This is a genomic window from Kitasatospora sp. MY 5-36, from assembly GCF_001182915.1.
GTDB lineage: Bacteria > Actinomycetota > Actinomycetes > Streptomycetales > Streptomycetaceae > Kitasatospora.
The window spans coordinates 1-18,740 of sequence record NZ_LFVW01000099.1; the positions used below are offsets into that span (position 1 = coordinate 1).

The 18,740-nt window shown below is 73.3% G+C and carries 17 protein-coding genes and 1 pseudogene; 11 read left to right on the forward strand and 7 right to left on the reverse strand.

What is annotated here, in order from left to right; genetic code table 11:
• The 3 genes and pseudogenes from AE652_RS08175 to gcvPA all read right to left on the reverse strand — a co-directional run.
• Positions 1 to 291: pseudogene (locus AE652_RS08175) on the reverse strand (ATP-NAD kinase); the annotation flags it as partial.
• Positions 288 to 1,886 (reverse strand): aminomethyl-transferring glycine dehydrogenase subunit GcvPB, encoded by a 1,599-nt coding sequence (gene gcvPB / locus AE652_RS08180; protein ID WP_234348291.1) that lies wholly within the window; start codon positions 1,884 to 1,886, stop codon positions 288 to 290. The pseudogene AE652_RS08175 and the gene gcvPB, both read right to left, overlap by 4 nt.
• Positions 1,883 to 3,256, reverse strand: a complete 1,374-nt coding sequence (gene gcvPA / locus AE652_RS08185) for an aminomethyl-transferring glycine dehydrogenase subunit GcvPA (protein ID WP_049650525.1) — start codon at positions 3,254 to 3,256, stop codon at positions 1,883 to 1,885. The genes gcvPB and gcvPA overlap by 4 nt, the downstream gene beginning before the upstream one ends.
• 153 nt (positions 3,257 to 3,409) lie before the next feature.
• On the opposite strand from gcvPA, the gene AE652_RS08190 reads away from it, so the two are divergent.
• The 8 genes from AE652_RS08190 (at position 3,410) to AE652_RS08225 (ending at position 12,733) form a co-directional block, all read left to right on the forward strand.
• Complete coding sequence (locus tag AE652_RS08190; protein ID WP_049650526.1) at positions 3,410 to 4,744, forward strand: sugar ABC transporter substrate-binding protein; 1,335 nt, start codon at positions 3,410 to 3,412, stop codon at positions 4,742 to 4,744.
• A 9-nt stretch (positions 4,745 to 4,753) separates the two neighbouring features.
• Positions 4,754 to 5,686: a carbohydrate ABC transporter permease gene (locus AE652_RS08195; RefSeq protein WP_049650527.1), complete on the forward strand. Its 933-nt coding sequence runs from the start codon at positions 4,754 to 4,756 to the stop codon at positions 5,684 to 5,686.
• Positions 5,683 to 6,579, forward strand: a complete 897-nt coding sequence (locus AE652_RS08200; RefSeq protein ID WP_082345466.1) for a carbohydrate ABC transporter permease — start codon at positions 5,683 to 5,685, stop codon at positions 6,577 to 6,579. The genes AE652_RS08195 and AE652_RS08200 overlap by 4 nt, the downstream gene beginning before the upstream one ends.
• A gap of 8 nt (positions 6,580 to 6,587) precedes the next feature.
• Positions 6,588 to 8,693: a beta-galactosidase gene (locus AE652_RS08205; RefSeq protein WP_234348292.1), complete on the forward strand. Its 2,106-nt coding sequence runs from the start codon at positions 6,588 to 6,590 to the stop codon at positions 8,691 to 8,693.
• The gene (locus AE652_RS49165) at positions 8,690 to 10,861 is read left to right on the forward strand and encodes a trehalase family glycosidase (protein WP_304414262.1); all 2,172 of its coding nucleotides are present in this window, start codon (positions 8,690 to 8,692) and stop codon (positions 10,859 to 10,861) included. The genes AE652_RS08205 and AE652_RS49165 overlap by 4 nt, the downstream gene beginning before the upstream one ends.
• A gap of 42 nt (positions 10,862 to 10,903) precedes the next feature.
• On the forward strand, positions 10,904 to 11,620 hold the full coding sequence (locus AE652_RS08215; RefSeq protein WP_049650529.1) for a ribonuclease H: 717 nt from the start codon (positions 10,904 to 10,906) through the stop codon (positions 11,618 to 11,620).
• A gap of 112 nt (positions 11,621 to 11,732) precedes the next feature.
• Positions 11,733 to 12,434, forward strand: coding sequence for a hypothetical protein (locus AE652_RS08220; RefSeq protein ID WP_159028394.1), 702 nt, complete (start codon positions 11,733 to 11,735; stop codon positions 12,432 to 12,434).
• Positions 12,435 to 12,520: 86 nt separating this feature from the next.
• Entirely contained in the window at positions 12,521 to 12,733 is a 213-nt protein-coding gene (locus tag AE652_RS08225; RefSeq protein WP_049650531.1) for a hypothetical protein, read from the forward strand.
• Positions 12,734 to 12,819: 86 nt separating this feature from the next.
• On the opposite strand, the gene AE652_RS08230 is transcribed toward AE652_RS08225, so the two are convergent.
• Positions 12,820 to 13,989: a hypothetical protein gene (locus AE652_RS08230; RefSeq protein WP_049650532.1), complete on the reverse strand. Its 1,170-nt coding sequence runs from the start codon at positions 13,987 to 13,989 to the stop codon at positions 12,820 to 12,822.
• 460 nt (positions 13,990 to 14,449) lie between these two features.
• On the opposite strand from AE652_RS08230, the gene AE652_RS08240 reads away from it, so the two are divergent.
• Positions 14,450 to 14,977 (forward strand): hypothetical protein, encoded by a 528-nt coding sequence (locus AE652_RS08240; RefSeq protein ID WP_049650534.1) that lies wholly within the window; start codon positions 14,450 to 14,452, stop codon positions 14,975 to 14,977.
• Positions 14,978 to 14,985: 8 nt separating this feature from the next.
• Positions 14,986 to 15,399, forward strand: coding sequence for a hypothetical protein (locus tag AE652_RS08245; RefSeq protein WP_049650535.1), 414 nt, complete (start codon positions 14,986 to 14,988; stop codon positions 15,397 to 15,399).
• A gap of 36 nt (positions 15,400 to 15,435) precedes the next feature.
• Here the strand turns inward: AE652_RS08245 and AE652_RS08250 are convergent, their stop codons facing one another.
• The gene (locus AE652_RS08250) at positions 15,436 to 15,651 is read right to left on the reverse strand and encodes a cold-shock protein (RefSeq protein ID WP_049650536.1); all 216 of its coding nucleotides are present in this window, start codon (positions 15,649 to 15,651) and stop codon (positions 15,436 to 15,438) included.
• Between the two features lie 128 nt (positions 15,652 to 15,779).
• Positions 15,780 to 16,097 (reverse strand): hypothetical protein, encoded by a 318-nt coding sequence (locus tag AE652_RS08255; protein ID WP_107086394.1) that lies wholly within the window; start codon positions 16,095 to 16,097, stop codon positions 15,780 to 15,782.
• A gap of 143 nt (positions 16,098 to 16,240) precedes the next feature.
• Between AE652_RS08255 and AE652_RS08260 the strand changes: the two genes are divergently transcribed.
• Positions 16,241 to 16,966 carry a dienelactone hydrolase family protein gene (locus AE652_RS08260; RefSeq protein WP_049650537.1) on the forward strand — a complete coding sequence of 242 codons (726 nt, stop codon included), beginning with the start codon at positions 16,241 to 16,243 and terminating at the stop codon, positions 16,964 to 16,966.
• A gap of 79 nt (positions 16,967 to 17,045) precedes the next feature.
• Here the strand turns inward: AE652_RS08260 and AE652_RS08265 are convergent, their stop codons facing one another.
• A complete protein-coding gene (locus AE652_RS08265) occupies positions 17,046 to 18,533 on the reverse strand; it encodes a glycoside hydrolase (RefSeq protein WP_063780099.1) in 1,488 nt (495 codons plus the stop codon).
• Positions 18,534 to 18,740: the final 207 nt, after the last annotated feature.

Below are 18,740 nucleotides of genomic sequence, written 5' to 3' on the forward strand. Positions count from 1 at the left end.
GTCGGCGGCGGTGCTCGGTCCCCCCGTGGAGTGGTGGACGACCCGCGCGGGCCGGCCGGCCGCCCGCGCCGCGGCGGCGCCCATCGGGCCGTCGACGGTGATCAGCTCGATATCCAGCGGAAGTTGACTGATCGTCAACGCTGCCCGGGCGACGGCCCGCGGACGGGCCCCGAGCGCCAGGGCCCGCCGCTGGACCTCGGCGCCGTCGCTGCCCTTGAGGCCGACCAGGCCGCCGAGGCCGGCGACCGGGTTGACCACCAGCCCGATCCGGGCGCCCGGGGCGGAGGTCACGGCCGCTCGCCCAGGACCTTGCGGCGGTAGGCGCGCCAGCTGACCGCCCAGACCGCCGGGTCGTCCAGCGGCTCGTGCCGGATCCGGTGCACGGTGGAGTTGTGCGGCGCGGTGCGGACGGTCTCCGGGTCCTCGTACGCCTCGCGGGCGACCTCGGCGAGGATCGCCGCGTACTCGTCCAGGTCGGCCCGGGAGTAGGACTCGGTGGGCTCCAGCGTCATCGGCTCCGGGACGACGTACGGGTGGTGGCTGGTCCAGTAGTGGGTGCCGAAGTCGGCGGCGCGGTAGCCGAGGTCCTCGCTGTGCAGGCCGGTGTCCTCGTTGAGCTGCTGCCAGCTGTAGCGGACCTGTTCGACCCGGGGGCGGCCCTCGGCGTACGGGACGGAGACGCCGCGGATCCGCCGCACCCGGTGCAGCAGGTAGTTGTTGTTGAGCACGGCGGTCTCGGCGGCCTCGCGCAGCCCCTCGGCGCCCAGTGCCGTGATCCAGGCGTAGGCGCGCACCAGGTTCGGCACGACGCCCAGGTAGGGGCGGATCTTGCCGACCGAGTCCGGCCGGTCGTCGTCCAGGACGTACCGCTCGCCGTCGAACTCGACGGTGGGGCGCGGCAGGTAGGGCGCGAGTTCGGCGGTGACGCCGCAGGCGCCGGCCGCCGGTCCGCCGCAGGCGTGCGGGGTGGAGAAGGTCTTGTGGAGGTTGAAGTGGCACAGGTCGAAGCCGGCCTCGCGGGCCCGGGTGATGCCGAGAATGCCGTTGGCGTTGGCCTGGTCGTAGGCGCACAGGCCGCCGGCCTCGTGGACGATCCGGACGAACTCGGCGATCCGGGGGTTGTAGATGCCGGTGTCCTCGGGGTTGGTGATGAGCAGCGCGGCGGTGCGCGGGCCGACGGCGGCGCGCAGCGCCTCGATGTCGGGGTAGCCGTCGGCGTCGGGGTGCAGGGTGATCACCCGGAAGCCGGCGGTCTTGGCGCAGGCGGCGTTGGAGGGGTGGGAGAAGGCGGTGGTGATGATCTCGTCGCGCTGCTCCAGTTCGCCGCGCGCGGCGTGGTGGGCGCGGATCACTGAGACGTTGGTCCAGATCGCCGCCGAGCCCGCGCCGGGCTGGAGGCTGACCCGGTCCATGCCGGAGACCTCCTTGAGCAACTGCTCCAGCCGGTGGACGAGTTCGAGCACGCCCTGGACGGTGGAGGGGTCCTGCGCGGGGTGCAGGGCGGCGATCCGGGGGTCGCGGACGAAGGTGTCGTTGACCTTGGGGCTGTACTTCATGGTGCAGGTGCCCTGGCCGACGTCCACGTTGAGGTCGGCGCCGAGGTTCTCCTGGGAGAGCCGCAGGTAGTGCCGGAGCACCTGCTGCTGGCCGAGTTCGGGCAGGGCGGGCGGTGTGGCGCGGCGCAGCGCGGCGGGCAGCCGCTCGGCCGGGTCGCCGACGGCGGCGGTGACGGCTGGCTCGGGCAGCGGGGGCAGGACGCCGCGCTCGCCGGGGGCGCCGAGCTCGAAGACGAGCTTCTCGTCCCAGCGGGCCTGGTGGAAGCGGCGCAGGGCGGGTTTGGGGGCGATCCGCGGGTCCACCGGCTCGCTGTTCTGACGGTTCGTCACTTCGCGATCTCCTCAAGTGCGTCGGCGAGGCGGTCGATGTCGGCCCGGGTGTGCAGCTCGGTCACGCAGTAGCGGCCCTCACGGGCCGCGGCTCCGTCGGCCCCGACCGGGGTGCCGCCGTGCAGGCCGCGGGCGAGCAGGGCCTCGGCGGTCTCGGCGGCGGTGCGCTCGCCGGTGTAGCGGACGGTGAAGTCGGCGAAGTGGACGGCCCGCGGGTCCGCGAGCTCCACGCCGGGGACCTCGGCCAGCCGCTGCCGGGCGTAGGCGGTGTTGGCGAGGATCGTCGCGCCGATCTCCCGCATGCCGTGCGGGCCCATCAGCGTGAGGTAGACCCCGGCGGCGATGCCGTGCAGGGCGGCGGCGGTGCCGACCCACTCCTTGCCCTCCTCGCGCACCGCGAAGGAGGTGCGCTCGTACGCGACGTCGCCGAAGCCGTACTCGCCGGGGACGTCGGTGGGGACGAGGCCGAACAGCCGGCTCGGGTACTCGGCGACCAGGCGCTCGTCGTCCGGGCTGCCGATGAAGCCCGCGTTGCCGCCGCCGTAGCTCGGGTGGATGCCGAGCGGCTGGAGGTCGCCGCAGGTGAGGTCGGCGCCGAGCTCGGCGGGCGGGGTGAGCACGCCGAGGCTGAGCGGGTGGACGTGGGCGACGGCCAGCGCGCCCGCCTGGTGGGCGAGTTCGATGTAGCTCGGCAGCTCCTGGTCCACCCGGCCGTCGTGGTCGGTGAGTTGGGCGTAGACGGCGGCTGCGTCGCCCTCGGCGAGCGCGGCCCGGACGGCGGCGGGATCGGCCGGGACGAGGACGAGCTCGTGGACGCCCCGGACGTAGTCGCGGATCCGGGAGATCCGGTCCGGGTCGATCGCGCCGACCAGCACCAGCCGGCGCCGCCCGGTGGCCCGTCCGGCCATCCGCAGCGCCGTCGCGGCGGCCTGGAACCCGTCGTAGGTCGGCACGTTGACGACGTCGACGGCCAGCAGTTCGGCCATCAGCGACTGGTACTCCCACAGCGCCTGGAAGCGGCCGTGGTCCTCGTACGGCTCGCCCGCGTAGGCGGTGAGGAACTCGCTGCGGTTGACGATCTCGTCCACCACGGCGGGCACGTGGTGGCGGTAGCAGCCGGCGCCGAGGAAGCTGCGGCCCGGCGGGACGGCGGTGTTGCGGGAGAGCAGCTCCTCCATGTGGGCGACCAGCCGGGCCTCGGAGCCGAGCGGCTCGGGCAGCCGCAGCGGGCGGTCCAGCCGGAGGGCGGCCGGGATGTCGGCGTAGAACTCCTCGACGTCCTGGGCGCCGACCTCCGCCAGCATCGCTTTCCTCACCTGCGGGGCGGAGTTGGGGATGTACGGGTGGGTTCGGGGGACGCGTGTGCTCATGCTGGCACCTTCCGCGATTTCAGTCACAAGCCTTGACGGGGTTGTGAATGCTGAGTTCTGTATACAGCATTCGGCATTCACCAGTCGGGAGGCAAGATGTCCGCACGAACCCGGCACAAAAAAGATCCCAAACCAGCCCGTGACCAGGGCGAATTGACATCAGGTCCGGCACGGCGCCGGATCCTCTCCGCCGGACTCGCGGGCGGCGCGCTGCTGATGGCCGGCGCCACCGGCTGCGCGACCGGCGGCGCCGGCGGCACCAGTGCCAAGCAGCTCACCGGCAGCCCGGGCGCCGCCCTCTCCGGCAAGGTCGTCATCTGGTCCTGGGACGTCGCCGCCAAGGCCATGCAACGGCTCGGCAAGGCCTTCGAACAGGCCCACCCCGGCACCACCGTCGACGTGGTGGACATCGGCTACGACAACGCCTACGACAAGATCTCCGTCGGGTTCGGCGCCGGCAGCGGGCTGCCCGACATCCTCACCGTCGAGGGCCACAAGCTGCCCACCTACATCGGCAACTTCCCGAACGGCCTGGTCGACCTCACCAGTCGCGCCGCAGGCCTCAAGTCCCAGTACGCGGAGGCGTCCTGGCGGACTGTCACGGACGCCAAGGGCAAGGTCTTCGCGCTGCCCTGGGACAGCGGGCCGTGCGCCCTGTTCTACCGGCGCGACCTGTTCCAGCAGGCCGGCATCGACCCGGCCGGCCTCGCCACCTGGGACGACTACCTCACCGCCGGCACCGCGCTCAAGGCCGCCACCGGCAGGAAGCTGCTCATCCTGGACGCCAAACAGGACAGCTTCTTCGCCATGCTGCTCCAGCAGCAGGGCCAGCGCTGGTTCACCGACGGCAAGGTGGCCGTCGCCACCCCCGCCGCCGAACGCGCGCTCACCCTGCTCAAGCAGCTCGTCGACCGCGACCTGGTGGACTTCGAGAACGGCTGGTCCGGGCTCGTCTCCGGCACCCACGACGGCAAGGCCGCCACCACCCCCACCGCCGCCTGGTGGGACGGCACCCTCACCAGCGACATGGCCGACCTCGGGGGGAAGGTCGGCGTCGTCCCGCTGCCCGCCTTCACCCCCGGCGGCCCCCGCACCTCCAACAGCGGCGGCTCCACCCTGTGCGTCACCGCGCAGAGCCGGAACCCGGAGACGGCCTGGGCCTTCCTCTCCTTCCTGCTCGCCGACAAGGCCAACCAGGCCTCGATGATGCAGCACGAAGGCCTCTTCCCCGCCTACCTCCCCGCCCTGGACGACCCGTACTTCCAGCAGCCCGCCCCCTACTACGGTGGCCAGCCGGCCATGCAGCTGTTCGCCGGACTCACCCGCGCCATCCCCACCGTCGAGCTCACCGCCGACGACTCCAAGGCCGGCGACATCGTCACCACCGCCGTCAACCAGGTGCTGCACAACGGCGCCGACCCGGGCACCGTCCTGCGCTCCGCCGCCCGCCAGATCGCCACCGCGACCGGCCGCCAGACGGTCGGGTAGGCGGGCCCGATGACCAGCAGCCTCCCGGCCACCCTGCGCAAGCCGTCGGCGACCACCCAGGCCGCCCCCGCCAGCCGCCGACGCTCCCCACGCACCGCCGCCTGGCTGTTCGCCGGGCCCACCACCGCGCTCTTCGTCGCCTTCTTCGCCTATCCGCTCGGCGCCAGCCTCTACCAGAGCTTCACCGCCCGCCGCGACGGCGCCGACGTCTGGGTCGGCCTGGACCAGTACCGGCGGATGCTGCACGACCCGGCCTTCCTGCACTCCCTGGTCAACACCGGCCTGATCCTCGCCGTCCAGGTGCCCGTGATGATCGGCCTCGCCCTGGTGCTCGCCGTCCTGCTCAACCAGTCGTGGCTGCGGTTCCGGGCCGGCTGGCGGGCGGTGTTCTTCCTGCCCGCGATCACCACCCTGGTCGCCTACGCCGTGGTCTTCCAGGTCCTGCTGCGCACCGACGGCGGCCTCGCCAACCAGCTCCTCCAGGCGCTCGGCCTCGGCCCGGTAGACTGGCTCAACTCGCCCACCTGGGCCCGGATCTCGCTGATCGGCTCGGTCACCTGGCGGTGGACCGGCTACAACGCCGTCATCCTGCTGGCCGGACTGCAGGCGATCGGCCGCGACCAGTACGAGGCCGCCGCCCTCGACGGCGCCGGCACCGTGCGCACCTACAGCGGCGTGATCCTGCCGCAGCTGCGCCCGGTGGTGCTGTTCTGCGTCATCACCTCCACCATCGGCACCCTGCAACTCTTCGACGAGAACTACGTGCTGACCCGCGGCGGCCCCGGCGACGCGACCCTCACCCCGGTGGTCTACCTCTACAAGGTCGGCTTCCAGCAGCTCGACTTCGGCTACGCGGCCGCCATCGCCTGGGTGGTCGTGCTGATCATCGCGGCGGTCTCGCTGCTCCAGTTCCGGCTCTACGGAAGGGAACGCCGCCGATGACCACCGCCACCCCCACTGCCGCTCGCAGTGCCGCCACCACCACCGCGCCGCGTCGCGGCGGCCGCGCCCCGCTGCCCGCCCGCCTCGGCCGGATCGCCGTCCTCGCCGCCCTCACCCTCGGCGCCGTGCTCAGCCTGGTGCCCTTCGCCTGGATGCTGATCGCCAGCACCCACAGCAGCTCCGAACTGTTCCACTCCCCACCGCCGTTCCTGCCCGGCGGCAACCTGCTGCGCAACCTGGCGCACCTCCAGGAGACCATCGGCTTCGGCCGGGTCATGCTCAACAGCCTCGGGATCGCCGTCGTCTACACCGCGCTCAGCTCGCTGCTGTCCGCGATGTGCGGCTACGGGCTGGCCAAGTACCGCTTCCGCGGCCGCGGGCTGCTGCTCGGCCTGGTGCTGGCGACCATGATGATCCCGCTGCAGGTGCTGCTCGTCCCGCTGTTCCAGATGATGGCCAGCCTCGGCTGGATCGACACCTACCAGGCGGTGATCGTCCCCTTCCTGGCCAACTCCTTCGGCATCCTGCTGATGCGCCAGGGCTTCCTGGACTTCCCCGACGAACTCCTGGAGTCGGCCCGGATCGACGGTTCCGGCGAGCTGCGCACCTTCTACCAGGTCGTCCTGCCGTGCGTACGGCCGCAGTTGGGCGCGCTGGTGATCTTCACCTTCATGGGCCAGTGGAACGGCTTCATCTGGCCGCTGCTGATGCTCAACACCGAGGACAAGTACACCGTGCCGGTCGCGCTCAACACGCTGACCGGGCTGACCCACGTCGACTACTCCGGCCTGATGCTCGGCTCCTTCCTGGCCACGCTCCCGCTGATGGTGCTCTTCCTGCTCTTCCAGCGGCAGTTCGTGGCGGGCCTGCTGGGCGGAGCCGTGAAGGGATGACCGCGCCCGTGACCACCGACCGCCTGACCGTGACCACCGACCGCCTCACCCGGGTGCCCGGCCTGCTGTACGGCGGGGACTGGAACCCCGAGCAGTGGCCCGAGCAGGTGTGGGCCGAGGACGTGAAGCTGATGGCCGAGGCCGGGGTCAACCTGGTCACCGTCGGCGTCTTCTCCTGGGCCCGCCTCCAACCCGACGCCGACAGCTGGGACTTCGGCTGGCTGGACCGCCTGCTCGACCTCTGCCACCGGCACGGCGTCGCCGTCGACCTGGCCACCGCCACCGCCTCCCCGCCCGCCTGGCTGGTCCGCGCCCACCCCGACCTGCTGCCCGTCACCGCCGACGGCGTCCGGCTGGAGTTCGGCTCGCGCCAGCACTACTGCCCCTCCTCGCCCGCCTACCGCGAGGCCGCCGTCCGGCTCACCCGGGCGCTCGCCGAACGCTACCGCCACCACCCCGCGCTCGCCCTGTGGCACATCCACAACGAGTACGGCGACCACGTCCAGGAGTGCTTCTGCCCCGCCTCGGCCGTCGACTTCCGCCGCTGGCTGCGCGAACGGCACGGCGGCATCGAGGAGTTGAACCGCTCCTGGGGCACCGCCTTCTGGTCGCAGCGCTACACCTCCTTCGAGCAGATCGAGCCGCCGCGCACCGCGCCCGGCCCGGTCAACCCCACCCAGCTGCTGGACTGGCGCCGGTTCTGCTCGGACGCGCTACTCGCCCTGCACCGCGCCGAGAAGGCCGTCCTGGACGAGGTCTCGCCCGGCGTCCCCGTCACCACCAACTTCATGTCGATGCTCAAGGCGCTGGACTACTGGGAGTGGAGCCGGCACGAGGACCTCGTCTCCGACGACGCCTACCCCGACCCGGCCGACCCGCGCGCCCACGTCAACGCGGCGATGAACTACGACCTGATGCGCTCGCTCAAGGGCGGCCGCCCCTGGCTGCTGATGGAACAGGCCCCCTCCGCGGTCAGCTGGCGGCCGGTCAACGTGCCCAAGCGTCCCGGCCTCTACCGCCTCTGGTCGCTCCAGGCACTCGCCCGCGGCGCCGACGGCGTCCTGCACTTCCAGTGGCGCGCCTCGGTGGCCGGAGCCGAGAAGTTCCACAGCGCGATGCTCCCGCACCGGGGCACCGCCGCGCGCGGCTGGCAGGAGACCGTCCGCTTCGGCGCCGAGCTGCGCCGCCTCGGCGAGATCGCCGGCAGCCGGCTGCGCGGACGGGCCGCCGTCCTGCTCGACTGGGACAGCTGGTGGGCGCTGGAACTCGACGACCACCCCTCCGCCCGGATGCGCTGGCCCGAGCTGCTCCGCCCCTGGTACGCGGCGCTGCACGAGCGCGGCGTCACCGTCGACTTCGTCCCGCCCACCGCCGGGCTCGACGGCTACCCGCTGGTGCTCGCCCCCAACCTCTACCTGCTCGACACCGCCACCGCCGACCGCCTCACCGCCTACGTACGGGACGGCGGCCGGCTGGTCTGCGGCCCGTTCAGCGGCATCGCCGACCGGCACGACCACATCCACCCCGGCGGCCACCCCGGGCCGCTGCGCGAACTGCTCGGGATCGTCGTGGACGAGCACTGGCCGATCCCGGACGGCGAGACCACCGCCGTACGGCTGGACGGCACCGCGCCTGACGGCCCCCGGTCGGACGGCGCCGAGCCGCACGCGGAGCCGCACGGCGCCGACCTGCGCGCCGAGCGCTGGAGCGAGTGGATCGAGACCGAGGGCGCCGAGACCCTCGCCCGCTACGCCTCCGGCACGCTGGCCGGCCTCCCGGCCGTCACCCGCAACCGGCTGGGCGCCGGCACCGCCTGGTACCTCAGCTGCCACCTCGGCGCCGACACCGGCCGGGTGCTCGACCTGCCGCTCGCCGAAGCCGGCGTGGGCGCCGAACTACCGGACCTCCCGGCGGACGTCGAGGCCACCCGCCGCCACGCCGCCGACGGCCGCCAGTACCTCTTCCTGCTCAACCACGGCGGCGTCGAACGCCGCGTGCCCCTCGACACGCCCGGCACCGACCTGCTCACCGGCGCCGCCACCGGCGACGCCGTCACCCTCGCGCCGCTCGGCGCCGCCGTCCTCCGACTCCCCGCCGCCGAGGAGCGCCCGTGAACCCGCTGACCCGCCGCCACTTCCTCGCCGCCTCGGCGGTCGCCGCCGCCGGCACCCTGGCCGCCCCGGCCGCCGCCCACGCCCAGGACGGACCGGACACGGTCGACGGCGAGCGCTACGCCGACGTCCTCGACCTGCACGGCACCCCCGCCCAGGCCTACCCCGGCGACGCCCGCGGCAACAACCCGATCACCGTCTTCGCCGACCTCGGCGCCTGGCACGCCTACGCCCTGCCCCGCCCCACCGACCCCCAGGGCGGCTTCACCGGCCCGCTGTACCTCGCCCAGGAGTACCCCTGGTGGCTCAGCGACGGCCTCACCCGCCTCCAGCTCACCGAACAGGGCCGCCCCCTGGACCTCACCGCCGGCGCCCCCGCCCGCGGCACCTCGTTGCCCGGCCTGCTGCGACTCACCCACGACCTCGGCGGCGGCCTCGCCCTCACCCTGGACCTGCGCTTCGCCGGCAACCGCACCGCCCTGCTCCGCGCCCGGCTCGCCAACACCGGCCCGGCCGTACGGACCCTCGCCGCCGCCTGGACCGGCCGGCTGCTGCGCCCCGCCACCGGCCCCCAGCGCGAGGCACCGAAGCTGGTCGCCGCTGAACGCGGCGTGGAGGTGCGCTTCGCCAAGGTCCGGCAGACCTGGGACTACCTCACCGACGGCACCGAACGCTTCGCCGTCCGCCACGCCCGGCCCGTCCGGGTCGTGCTGAGCGCCGACGGCGACGGCCACCGCACCGAACTCGCCGAGCCCGTACGGCTGGCGCCGGGGGAGACCCGCAGCCTGGACTGGACCGAGAGCTACACCTTCACCGAGGCCGAGTGCGCCCGCGCCGCGAAGGAGGCGGACACCGCGCTGCGCACCCCGGAGCGGGTCGCGGCGGAGGGCACCGCCCGCTGGCACGGGTACCTCGTCCGCGCCACCGAGGGCGTCCCGGCCGCCCGCCGCCGTACCGCCGCCAAGTGCGTCCAGACCCTGGTCACCAACTGGCGCAGCCCGGCCGGAAGGATCCGGCACGACGCCGTCACCCCCACCCTCTCCTACAAGTGGTTCAGCGGGGTCTGGGCCTGGGACACCTGGAAGCAGGCCGTCGGCACCGCCGCCTTCGCCCCCGGCCTGGCCGCCGACCAGATCCGGGCCGTCTTCGACCACCAGGTCCCGTCCGGCTCCGCCGAGCGCCCGCAGGACGCCGGGATGGTCCCCGACTGCGTCTTCTACAACGACCAGACCACCGGCGGCGGCAACTGGAACGAGCGCAACTCCAAGCCCCCGCTGGCCTCCTGGGCGGTCTGGGAGGTCTACCGGCGCAGCGGCGACCGCGCCTTCCTGCGCGAGATGCTGCCCAGGCTGACCGCCTACCGGGACTGGTGGTACCGCACCCGCGACCACCTCGGCGAGGGCCTGTGCCAGTACGGCGCCACCGTCGACCCGGCCAACGCGACCGCCGAGGACTGCCGGGAGGCGGCGGCCTGGGAGTCCGGCATGGACAACGCCCCGCGCTTCGACACCTCCGCCGTCGTCCCCAACCGGGACGCGAACGGCACACTGCTCGGCTGGTCGCTCGACCAGCGCTCGGTCGACCTCAACGCCTACCTCGCCGCCGACCACCGCCACCTGGCGCTGATCGCCGCCGAACTCGGCGACCGGCCCGCCGCCGACCGGCTGCGCGCCGGCGCCGAGCGGATCGACGCCGCCGTGCGCGACACCATGTACGACCCGGCCACCGGCTGGTTCCACGACACCGACCTGGCCACCGGCGCCCGGCTCACCGCCCGCGGCCGCGGCATCGAGGGCGCGATCCCGCTCTGGTCCGGCAGCGCCACCGCCGCCCAGGCCCGTACCGTCCGCCGGCTGCTGCTCGACCCGGCCGAGTTCGGCACCGCCATGCCGTTCCCGACCGTGGCCCGCAGCTCGCCCTCCTTCGACCCCGGCGGCTACTGGCGCGGACTGGCCTGGCTCGACCAGACCTACTTCGCGATCGAGGGCCTGCGCCGCTACGGCTGGGAGCAGGACGCCCGGCGCACCGTCGAGCGGCTGCTGGCCACCGCAGCCGGACTGGCCGGGGACGGCCCGGTGCGGGAGAACTACGACCCGCTGACGGGGGAGGGGCACAGCTCGACCAACTTCAGCTGGTCGGCGGCGCTGCTGCTGCCCCTGCTGCGCACCTGAGCTGCTTTGTCTCCGGGCCGTCCGACCAGGCATGATCGGGGCATGGTCGAACGAGTCATTGCAGCGTGTGACGGAGCAGCCAAGGGCAACCCCGGGCCGGCGGGCTGGGCCTACGTGGTCGCGGACGCCACCGGGGCGCCCCAGCGCTGGCAGGCCGGCGCGCTCGGGCACAGCACCAACAACGTGGGCGAGCTGACGGCGCTGCGGCAGCTGCTGGCCGCGACGGACCCGGGGGTGTCGCTGGAGGTGCGGCTGGACAGCACCTACACCCGCGACTCGGTGACCAAGTGGCTGAAGGGCTGGAAGCGCAACGGCTGGAAGACGGCGGCCGGCAAGCCGGTCGCCAACCAGGAGCTGATCCAGGCGATCGACGCCCTGCTGGAGGGCCGGGACGTCACCTTCGTGTACGTGCCGGCCCACCAGGTGGACGGCGACCCGCTGAACGCCATCGCCGACAAGGCCGCCAGCGACGCCGCCCGCACCCAGCAGGACGCCTCCGGCACCGCCGCCGACCTGCCCGTCCCCGACCCGGCCGCCGCCTCGAAGGCCCCCAAGGCGCGCGGCACCCGGCCCGCCGCCTCCGCCTCCACCGGCGCCACCGGCAGCACGGGCGCCGCCAAGCGGAGCGGCGGCTCGCGCACCCTGAACGCCCGCTTCCCCGGCACCTGCCCGTGCAGCCGCGGGTACGCCAAGGGCGACAAGATCACCAAGGTCGGCAGCTCCTGGGGCCACCCGGAGTGCGCCGCCGCCCACGCCTGACCTGCCACCCACGCCTGACCCGCTGCCCCGTCCGACCGCGAGTACGCCGACGCCGCCGGGTGAGTATCCGTACTCATGCGGCGGCCCGGCCCGGCGGTGGACGATGGTGATCATGAGGAATCGCGCAACGAAGGACGGCCCTGGCCGCCGCACGGCCGTGCGGGTCACGGCGGTGGCCGGGGCCGCCGGGGTCCTGGTGCTCGGCACGGTCGGGTACACGGCGTACGGGGCGGCGGAGGCGGCCTGGACGGGCAAGCCGTACCCCGTGGCGGACCCGGCGGCCGTCGCGCGGCACCTGGACGCCCGGACGCAGACCGTCTACGAGGCCCTCGCGCTGCGCCCGGAGGCGACACCGGCTCCCGACCACCGCGGGGACGACGGGATCACGGCCCGGATCTACGGCGCCTGCTCCGCCCGGGGCCTCTCCCACCTCCTGGAGAGCATGAACGACACCGGCGCCGACCAGCCCCGCACGGCCGCCCTGCGCGCCCGCTTCACCCTCACCGGGGTCACCCGGCCCGAGTGGGAGGAGGCGGTGGGACGGGCCCGGCAGAGCCTGACCGCCCAGGGCTGGACGGTCGCCTCCTCCGACGAGTCCGCCCCGGTCCCCAGCCTGACGCTGACGCCGCCGGACACCGGCCCTGGCTCCCTCGCGGAGAGCGCCTCGCTGCGCTTCGACCCCGCGTACCACACCCTCGAGGTGAGCGCGGGCAGCGAGTGCGCCAGCTACCCCGACGGCACCGCGGTGGACCAGGAGGGCCGCCCGGCCGACCTGCCGACCGGCACGGCGCCGACCCGGCCGCCCGGCCGGTGACCGCGGCCGGCTCCGGCCGGAGGTGAACAGCCGGGCGCCGCGCACCGTACAGACGAGTGGGCGGGGCCCGAAGGGAGGTGAGCCCGGTGATCGTCTCGGAGACGGCGGAGTTCCACGTCGGGGACAGGGTGTGGGTCTACCGCGAGTCCTCCTACGCCGCGGTCGAGTGCGCCGTCGTGGTCGGCGCCCCGGCGGACCGCAGCCTGCGGCTGGAGTACGGGGACGGTCACCGCGGCCACCTCCGCGAGGGCCGGGTCGAGCTGCTCGACCCGCGCTCCCGGCGGCCGTCGGGCGGCTGACCGATGAGGCGCGGCCGGGAGCACGCGGCCGGAAATACGCGACCGGCCGACCGCTCGGGGGCGGTCGGCCGGTCGGGTCGGTACGGCTACGCCCCGGCGGGGGCGGTCGTCCTGGCGATCTCCTTGATGTCCTGGAAGGTCAGGCCGGCCTCGTTGTAGACGCGGGCCCGGACCTCCGGGATGCCGAGCGCGGCGAGCTCCTTGAGCTGGGCGGCGGTCAGCGGAGCGGCGGCGGGCAGGTCCTCCGGGTCCTCGTCGTCGGAGTCGTCCCCGGCGGTGGCCAGGCCCAGCACCGCGTCCATCAGCTGCTCGTCGGTCACCTTGACGGCGTCGGCCGGGGCCTGGACGTTCGGGGCCGCCTGGCTGAAGGCGAGCTTCACCGGGAAGTTGACGCCCGGCTCCACCTTGTCGGCCAGCTGGGCGAGGTCGAAGGTGGCGGAGGAGAAGGCGCCGTCCTTCAGGTAGAGGTCGACGCCGATCCTACGGTCCGGCACGTCGCTCGGGGCCTGGTCCGGGAAGTCGCCCAGCTGCTTGGGGAACTTGGCGGACAGCGGCTTGACGGCCTTGAACATCTCGTCCACCAGCTGCCGGGCCGGGGCGCTCACCCAGAGGTGCTCGGTGCCGTCCTTCTTGCCCTTGTCCTCGTACGTGACGGTGCGGCCGATCACGTCCTTGATCGAGTTGAGGAGCTGGTTCTGGAGCTCCGGGTCGAGGGTGGGGGCGGCGCTCGGGGCGGCGGCCTTCTTGCCGTCGGACTCCTTCGCCTGGTCCGCGAGCGACTGGAGGTCGAAGGAGACCCACTTGCCGGCCAGCACGTCCCCGACCGGCTTCAGCTGCTCGGGCATGCCCTTGCGCAGCTCGTCCACCACGGACGGGTCCTCGCCGACCAGCTTGACCAGGCCCTTGGCGTCGGCGTGCAGGTACCCGGTGGCGTCGACCTGACGGTACTCCAGCAGCGCGGTGCCGCTGCGGTCGGCGAGCACGTAGGAGACGCGCACCGACTTGTCGAGCGTCAGGTCGGTGTTCTTGTCGGCCTTGGCGGCGTTCCTGAAGGCCTCGACGTCCTTGAGCGGCTTGTCGGCCGAGATGGCGACCGAGACGGAGAGGCCGGAGATCGCCTTGGCGGTCTTCTCGTCCATGTCGCCGTCGCCCCGGGCGGCACCGATCATGCCCTTGCCGCCCTTGTGCTCGCCGGAGTTGGCGAACGCGGCGACCTGCTCGGGGGTGGCGTCGATGGACAGGGTGAAGCCGGCCACTTGCCGTCGCGGACCTTGTCGAAGGCCTTCGAGACCTTCTGCGCGGCGGACAGCTGCTGGACGGTGCCGCAGGCGGTGAGGCCGGTGGCGAGCACGGAGGCGGTGACGGCGACGGGCACGGCCCCACGGGCGGCCTTGCGGATGGCGGTGTTGATGGTGCGACTCCTGTTGATCGGGCCCGCCCGGTGAGGCGGACCGGTCCCTCCCCTGTGACGCACAACGCCACAGCGCCCACACATGTGATCACAGTTTCGGCAAGAGGTCATTCGATTATTTGGCGTGGTCTTTAACCAGAACGGCCAAAAACATGACCAAAACCCGGAAGTCGGGCCCGAGGAGCCTTCCTGATTCCCGGAATCCCGCACGCCGACGGGCCGCCGTTCGTACGATCGGCTCCGTCCGGGACCGGCGGGAGCCGCTGCCGGCCGAGGGAACCGGTGGGAGGGGGAGCGATGGGGCCGTGGGCTGGATCCTGACGGTCGTGCTGGTGGCCGCCGGAGCGGTGGCCTGGCTGATGCTGCGCTACCCCGGGGGCTGGCGGTGCGCCTTCGGCCCGGAGTACGCCGAGCACCGGCGCGACCTGGACGCCGCCCGAGGGAAGCTCCGCGACCTGAAGCGCGAGGCGGGCCGCGAACGCGGCAGGGCCCGCTCCGCCGTCGAAGCGGCCGAGCGGGCCCACGCGAGCCGGGTCGGCGAGGCCCGGGCGCACCTGGACCGGCTCCGGTCCCCGGACCGGGGGTCGCTGAGGTCCTCCCTCGGGGACAGCCTGCGGCTGTACGACCCAGGGCCTGTCTTCGAACTCGCGTCTGCGGGGCGACGCCGGGGCACGCACCTCGCCGCGTTGTCGTCGGTCGCCAATGGCCCCCAGCCTTCGGCCGGGAGGTGCCCCCACCGCAGTGGCTCCCTCCTCCGCCTTGCGATGCACGCACCCCAACGCCGCCCCGCCCGCCCTCCGGGCGGACGACGCGAGTTCGAAGACAGGCCCTAGTACTGGAGGTGACGGCCGAGGGCCGTACTGCGGAGTACCCGCTGCACGAGGTCGCGCTCCTCGACGAGTACTCCGGCACCGACGGCCACGTCTACGTGGCGCTTCCGACCGGCCGTCGGCAGATGGTCTCCGTCCCGCTGGAGGGGACGCCCGAGGCCGAGGTCCGGAAGTTCGTCGTCGAGGTGTTCAACGCCGCCGCCGACGCCAAGGCGGCCACGGCCGAACGCCAGGCGCTCGTGCCCCGGGCCGAGGCCGACCTGCGCGAAGCGGTCGAGGACACGGCCGACCAGGAGGAGGCCCGGCGCCGGCTCGCCGACGTGCTGGCCCGCCAGAAGGCGGACACGCGCATCCCCGGGGCCCGCCGCGAACTGGACGAGGCACGGGACCGGTGGCAGAGGCTCACCGGCCGGCGGCCGGTGTAGCCGGGCCGCCGCCCGTCAGGCCCCGGGCAGGTCGTCCTAGCCTTCGACGACCTGGACCTTGTCTGCCTGCATCCCCTTCTGGCCCTGGACCGCCTCGAACGTCACCCGCTGGCCCTCGACCAGGGACTTGAAGCCGGCCCCCTCGATCGACCTGAAGTGCACGAACAGGTCCGGGCCGGACTCCGGGGTGATGAACCCGTAGCCCTTCTCGTCGTTGAACCACTTCACGGTGCCGTTCTGGCGGTCGGCCATGTCCACTCCTTGCACAGGGATCACACTGACCGCGCCAGTCTCTCACGCAGCGGAGCCGCTCCGACGCGAAGCGCAGCGGCGGCCGCCGGGACGTTCGTGGTGACCGTGCCCCCGACCTCAGGTACGGCCTACTGGGTGGCGTCGCAGTCCTGACAGCGGCTCGTCGCGGAGCGCTGGGTGTTGCCCCCGGTGGCGTGCAGCGGGTTGGAGTCGGAGAGCCGGCGCCACGCCCCCGGCGAGGGGTCGAGCACCCAGCCGTAGACCGGCGGTTCGACGTCGGCCGGGAGGATGTGGGGGCAGCCCGGCAGATGCGCCTTCCGGCTGGCGTGGACGATGATCGCCGACGGCGGCCAGCCGTCCCACTCGGTGCCGGGCGCGCCCTCGCGGGGCTGCGCCCGCGGAGCGCAGTCCGCGCAGTTGCTCAACTCGTGGCGGCAGTAGTCCATCGGTCCTCATCCCGTCCGGCTCGCGCCCGAGTCTACGGGTGCGCGAGCGGCGGATCGGCCTGAGCCGGGGAGGCCGGCCGCCCGCTCTGCCGACGGCTAAGTCGGGCCCGGGCGGGGGCCGGTCCTCACTACAGTCCCGTTCCATGACGATGGTCACCACGCGTACGGTCGAGTACCCGGCCGACGGAATGACGATGATCGGGCACCTCGCGCTGCCCGCCGGAACCGGCCGCCGGCCTGCGGTCCTGATCGGGCCCGAGGGGCCGGGCCTGAACGACTTCCAGCGCCGCCGGGCCGACGCCCTCGCCGAACTGGGCTACGTGGCACTGGCCTTCGACCTCCACGGCGGGCGCTGGATCAGCGACCCGCAGGAGATGCTGGCGCGGGTGATGCCGCTGCTCGACGACCCCGACCGGATGCGGGGCATCGGCCACGCGGCCCTCGACGTGCTGCTCGCCGAACCGCGGACCGACCCCGAGCGGATCGCCGCCATCGGCTACGGCACCGGGGGCGCGATCGCGCTGGAACTCGGGCGCGACGGCGTCGACCTGCGGGCGATCGGGACGGTCAACGGCCTGGTCACGGGCCGCCCGGGGGAGGCCGCCCGGATCCGCTGCCCGGTGTGGGCCGGGGTCGGGTCGGAGGACCCGATCATGCCGCCCGAGCGGCGGGACGCCTTCGCCGCCGAGATGCAGGCCGCGGGCGTCGACTGGCGCCTGGTGGTCTACGGCGGCGCCCAGCACGCCTTCCACCACCCGATGGTCGGCCACGCCGTGCTCCCCGGCGTCGCCCACCACCCGCGGCAGGCCCAGCGGGCCTGGCGCGACATCGTCGGCCTGCTCGCCGAGTGCGTGCCCGTACAGGAGTGAGCCCCGGCCCCTGCCCGTCGACCGACCGGGTCGACGGGCAGGGCGGGCACCGGGGCGGGGCCCCTTGCCGGCGGACGTCCTACAGGTGGACGTCGGAGACCTCGAAGGTCTGCACGGTACGGGCGTTGAAGTAGGACCAGAACCGGGTGCCGCGCATCACGGTGTCCGCGTGCTGCTGGTAGCGCTCACCGCCGGCGTCCGTCCCGGTGGCCCACCGCTCGACCAGGGCACCGTCCTGTCCGGGCCTGCCGAACCGGGAGAGGTCGAAGTTGATCCACTGTCCTTCCCCGTAGTTCACGGCGACGATGACCAGCTTGTGGTTCACGCTGTCGTAGGCCGCGACGGCGTCGGGGTGGCCCGCGTCGATGATCGTCATGCCGGGGCGGATGTGCCGCATGTACTGGGCGAGCAGGAAGTACTTCGGGTTGACCGCGCCGATCACCCCGTTGGTGAGGGTGGTCGCCCCGTAGTTCTCCCAGTCGAGGATCTGCCAGATGACCCATGCCGTGGGGTGCAGCCAGCGCAGGTCGAAGTTGAGGTTCCGGGCGAGCTGGAGGCCGCTGGTGTCACCGTCGCCGTACTCGGACATCCAGATGTTCTTGCCGTCCGCCGCCACCATCTTGTACAGCGCGTCGCGGTCACCGTCGACGTCGTAGCCGTGGACGTTCACCCGTCCCACGGCCGCGCGGGTGGCGGCGTCGAAGTCGGGGTTGTCGTGCCAGTTGTACGCGGCGCTGCCGACGCCCCAGTCGTCGAGGCCCGCCACCATCATCCAGTGGAGGCCGCGCGCGTCCAGCTGGGTGCGGGTCTGCCGGATGATCTCGGCCAGTCGGGGCCGGTCGTAGTGGCAGCCCTCCTGTCCGCCGACGAAGTCCGGCGAGTAGCCACCCCAGTTGGCCCCCGGCTCGTTGACCGGTTGGACGGAGGTGAAGTCGATGCCCCAGTGGTCGTGGGCGTACCGGGCCACCGTCGCCATGTACGCCGCGTGGCGGCCGAAGTTGTCGTCCCGCAGGTTGCAGCTCCAGCCGTCCGGCGCTCCGCGGGGGTCGTCGTTCTTCAGCATCCACCACATCGGCGAGTTGCTGAAGAGCTCGAACCTGTCGGCGCCGCGGTCCCGGGCCAGCCACATCATGTCGCGCTGGTGCGCGTCGGCGTTCCAGTTCCAGCTGGACGACTGCGGGTCCGCGGAGGCCCAGTCGAGCTGGTAGCCCTCGATCTGCTTGAAGCCGTCCAGTGTCGGACCGGGCTTCATCGTCCGGCCGCCGATGCTGTTCGTTCCCGAGCCGCCGACGTTGTAGCGGACCACGTTCATCCCCAGCCCGGGTACCGTCTGCCCCTGGAACCGGACGGTCTTCCGGCTGAACAGCACATCGGCCAGGTCCTCCCGGGGGCCGAGCTGGTTGGCCCACCAGGCGAGCGAGGTGCCCCACCCTTCCCAGGTCCCCCAGTTGGCCGACGGATTCACCGTCGTGGTGAAGTCGGCCCAGGCCGGTCGGGCGGCGGAGAGCACCGCCATCGCTCCGGCCGGCAGGCCCACCAGTCCACGCAGAACCGTACGACGTTCCATCAAATCCCCCTGAACGGAATCCGCGCGCCCGGATGTGGGGCGTGCGCGAAGCGCTCAGTCTGCACCACCGGCGAGAGGCGGAACCAGTGTGCTGTTGATCACTTCCCGGCCCTGTGGTTGCCGGTCTCACGGAGCTGTGGTGTCCTCGGATTCCGGGCCGAGGGGCTGGGTGAGCCGCAGGGCGGTGTCGATCAGCGGGACGTGGCT

Excerpts from the sequence above, each read along its gene's own strand:
- AE652_RS08265 (WP_063780099.1), bottom strand. The coding sequence starts at position 18,533 with ATGGAACGTCGTACGGTTCTGCGTGGACTGGTGGGCCTGCCGGCCGGA.
- AE652_RS08255 (WP_107086394.1), bottom strand. The coding sequence starts at position 16,097 with ATGGACTACTGCCGCCACGAGTTGAGCAACTGCGCGGACTGCGCTCCG.
- AE652_RS08250 (WP_049650536.1), bottom strand. The coding sequence starts at position 15,651 with ATGGCCGACCGCCAGAACGGCACCGTGAAGTGGTTCAACGACGAGAAG.
- gcvPA (WP_049650525.1), bottom strand. The coding sequence starts at position 3,256 with ATGAGCACACGCGTCCCCCGAACCCACCCGTACATCCCCAACTCCGCC.
- AE652_RS08200 (WP_082345466.1), top strand. The coding sequence starts at position 5,683 with ATGACCACCGCCACCCCCACTGCCGCTCGCAGTGCCGCCACCACCACC.
- AE652_RS08215 (WP_049650529.1), top strand. The coding sequence starts at position 10,904 with ATGGTCGAACGAGTCATTGCAGCGTGTGACGGAGCAGCCAAGGGCAAC.
- AE652_RS08260 (WP_049650537.1), top strand. The coding sequence starts at position 16,241 with ATGACGATGGTCACCACGCGTACGGTCGAGTACCCGGCCGACGGAATG.
- AE652_RS08195 (WP_049650527.1), top strand. The coding sequence starts at position 4,754 with ATGACCAGCAGCCTCCCGGCCACCCTGCGCAAGCCGTCGGCGACCACC.
- AE652_RS08220 (WP_159028394.1), top strand. The coding sequence starts at position 11,733 with ATGAGGAATCGCGCAACGAAGGACGGCCCTGGCCGCCGCACGGCCGTG.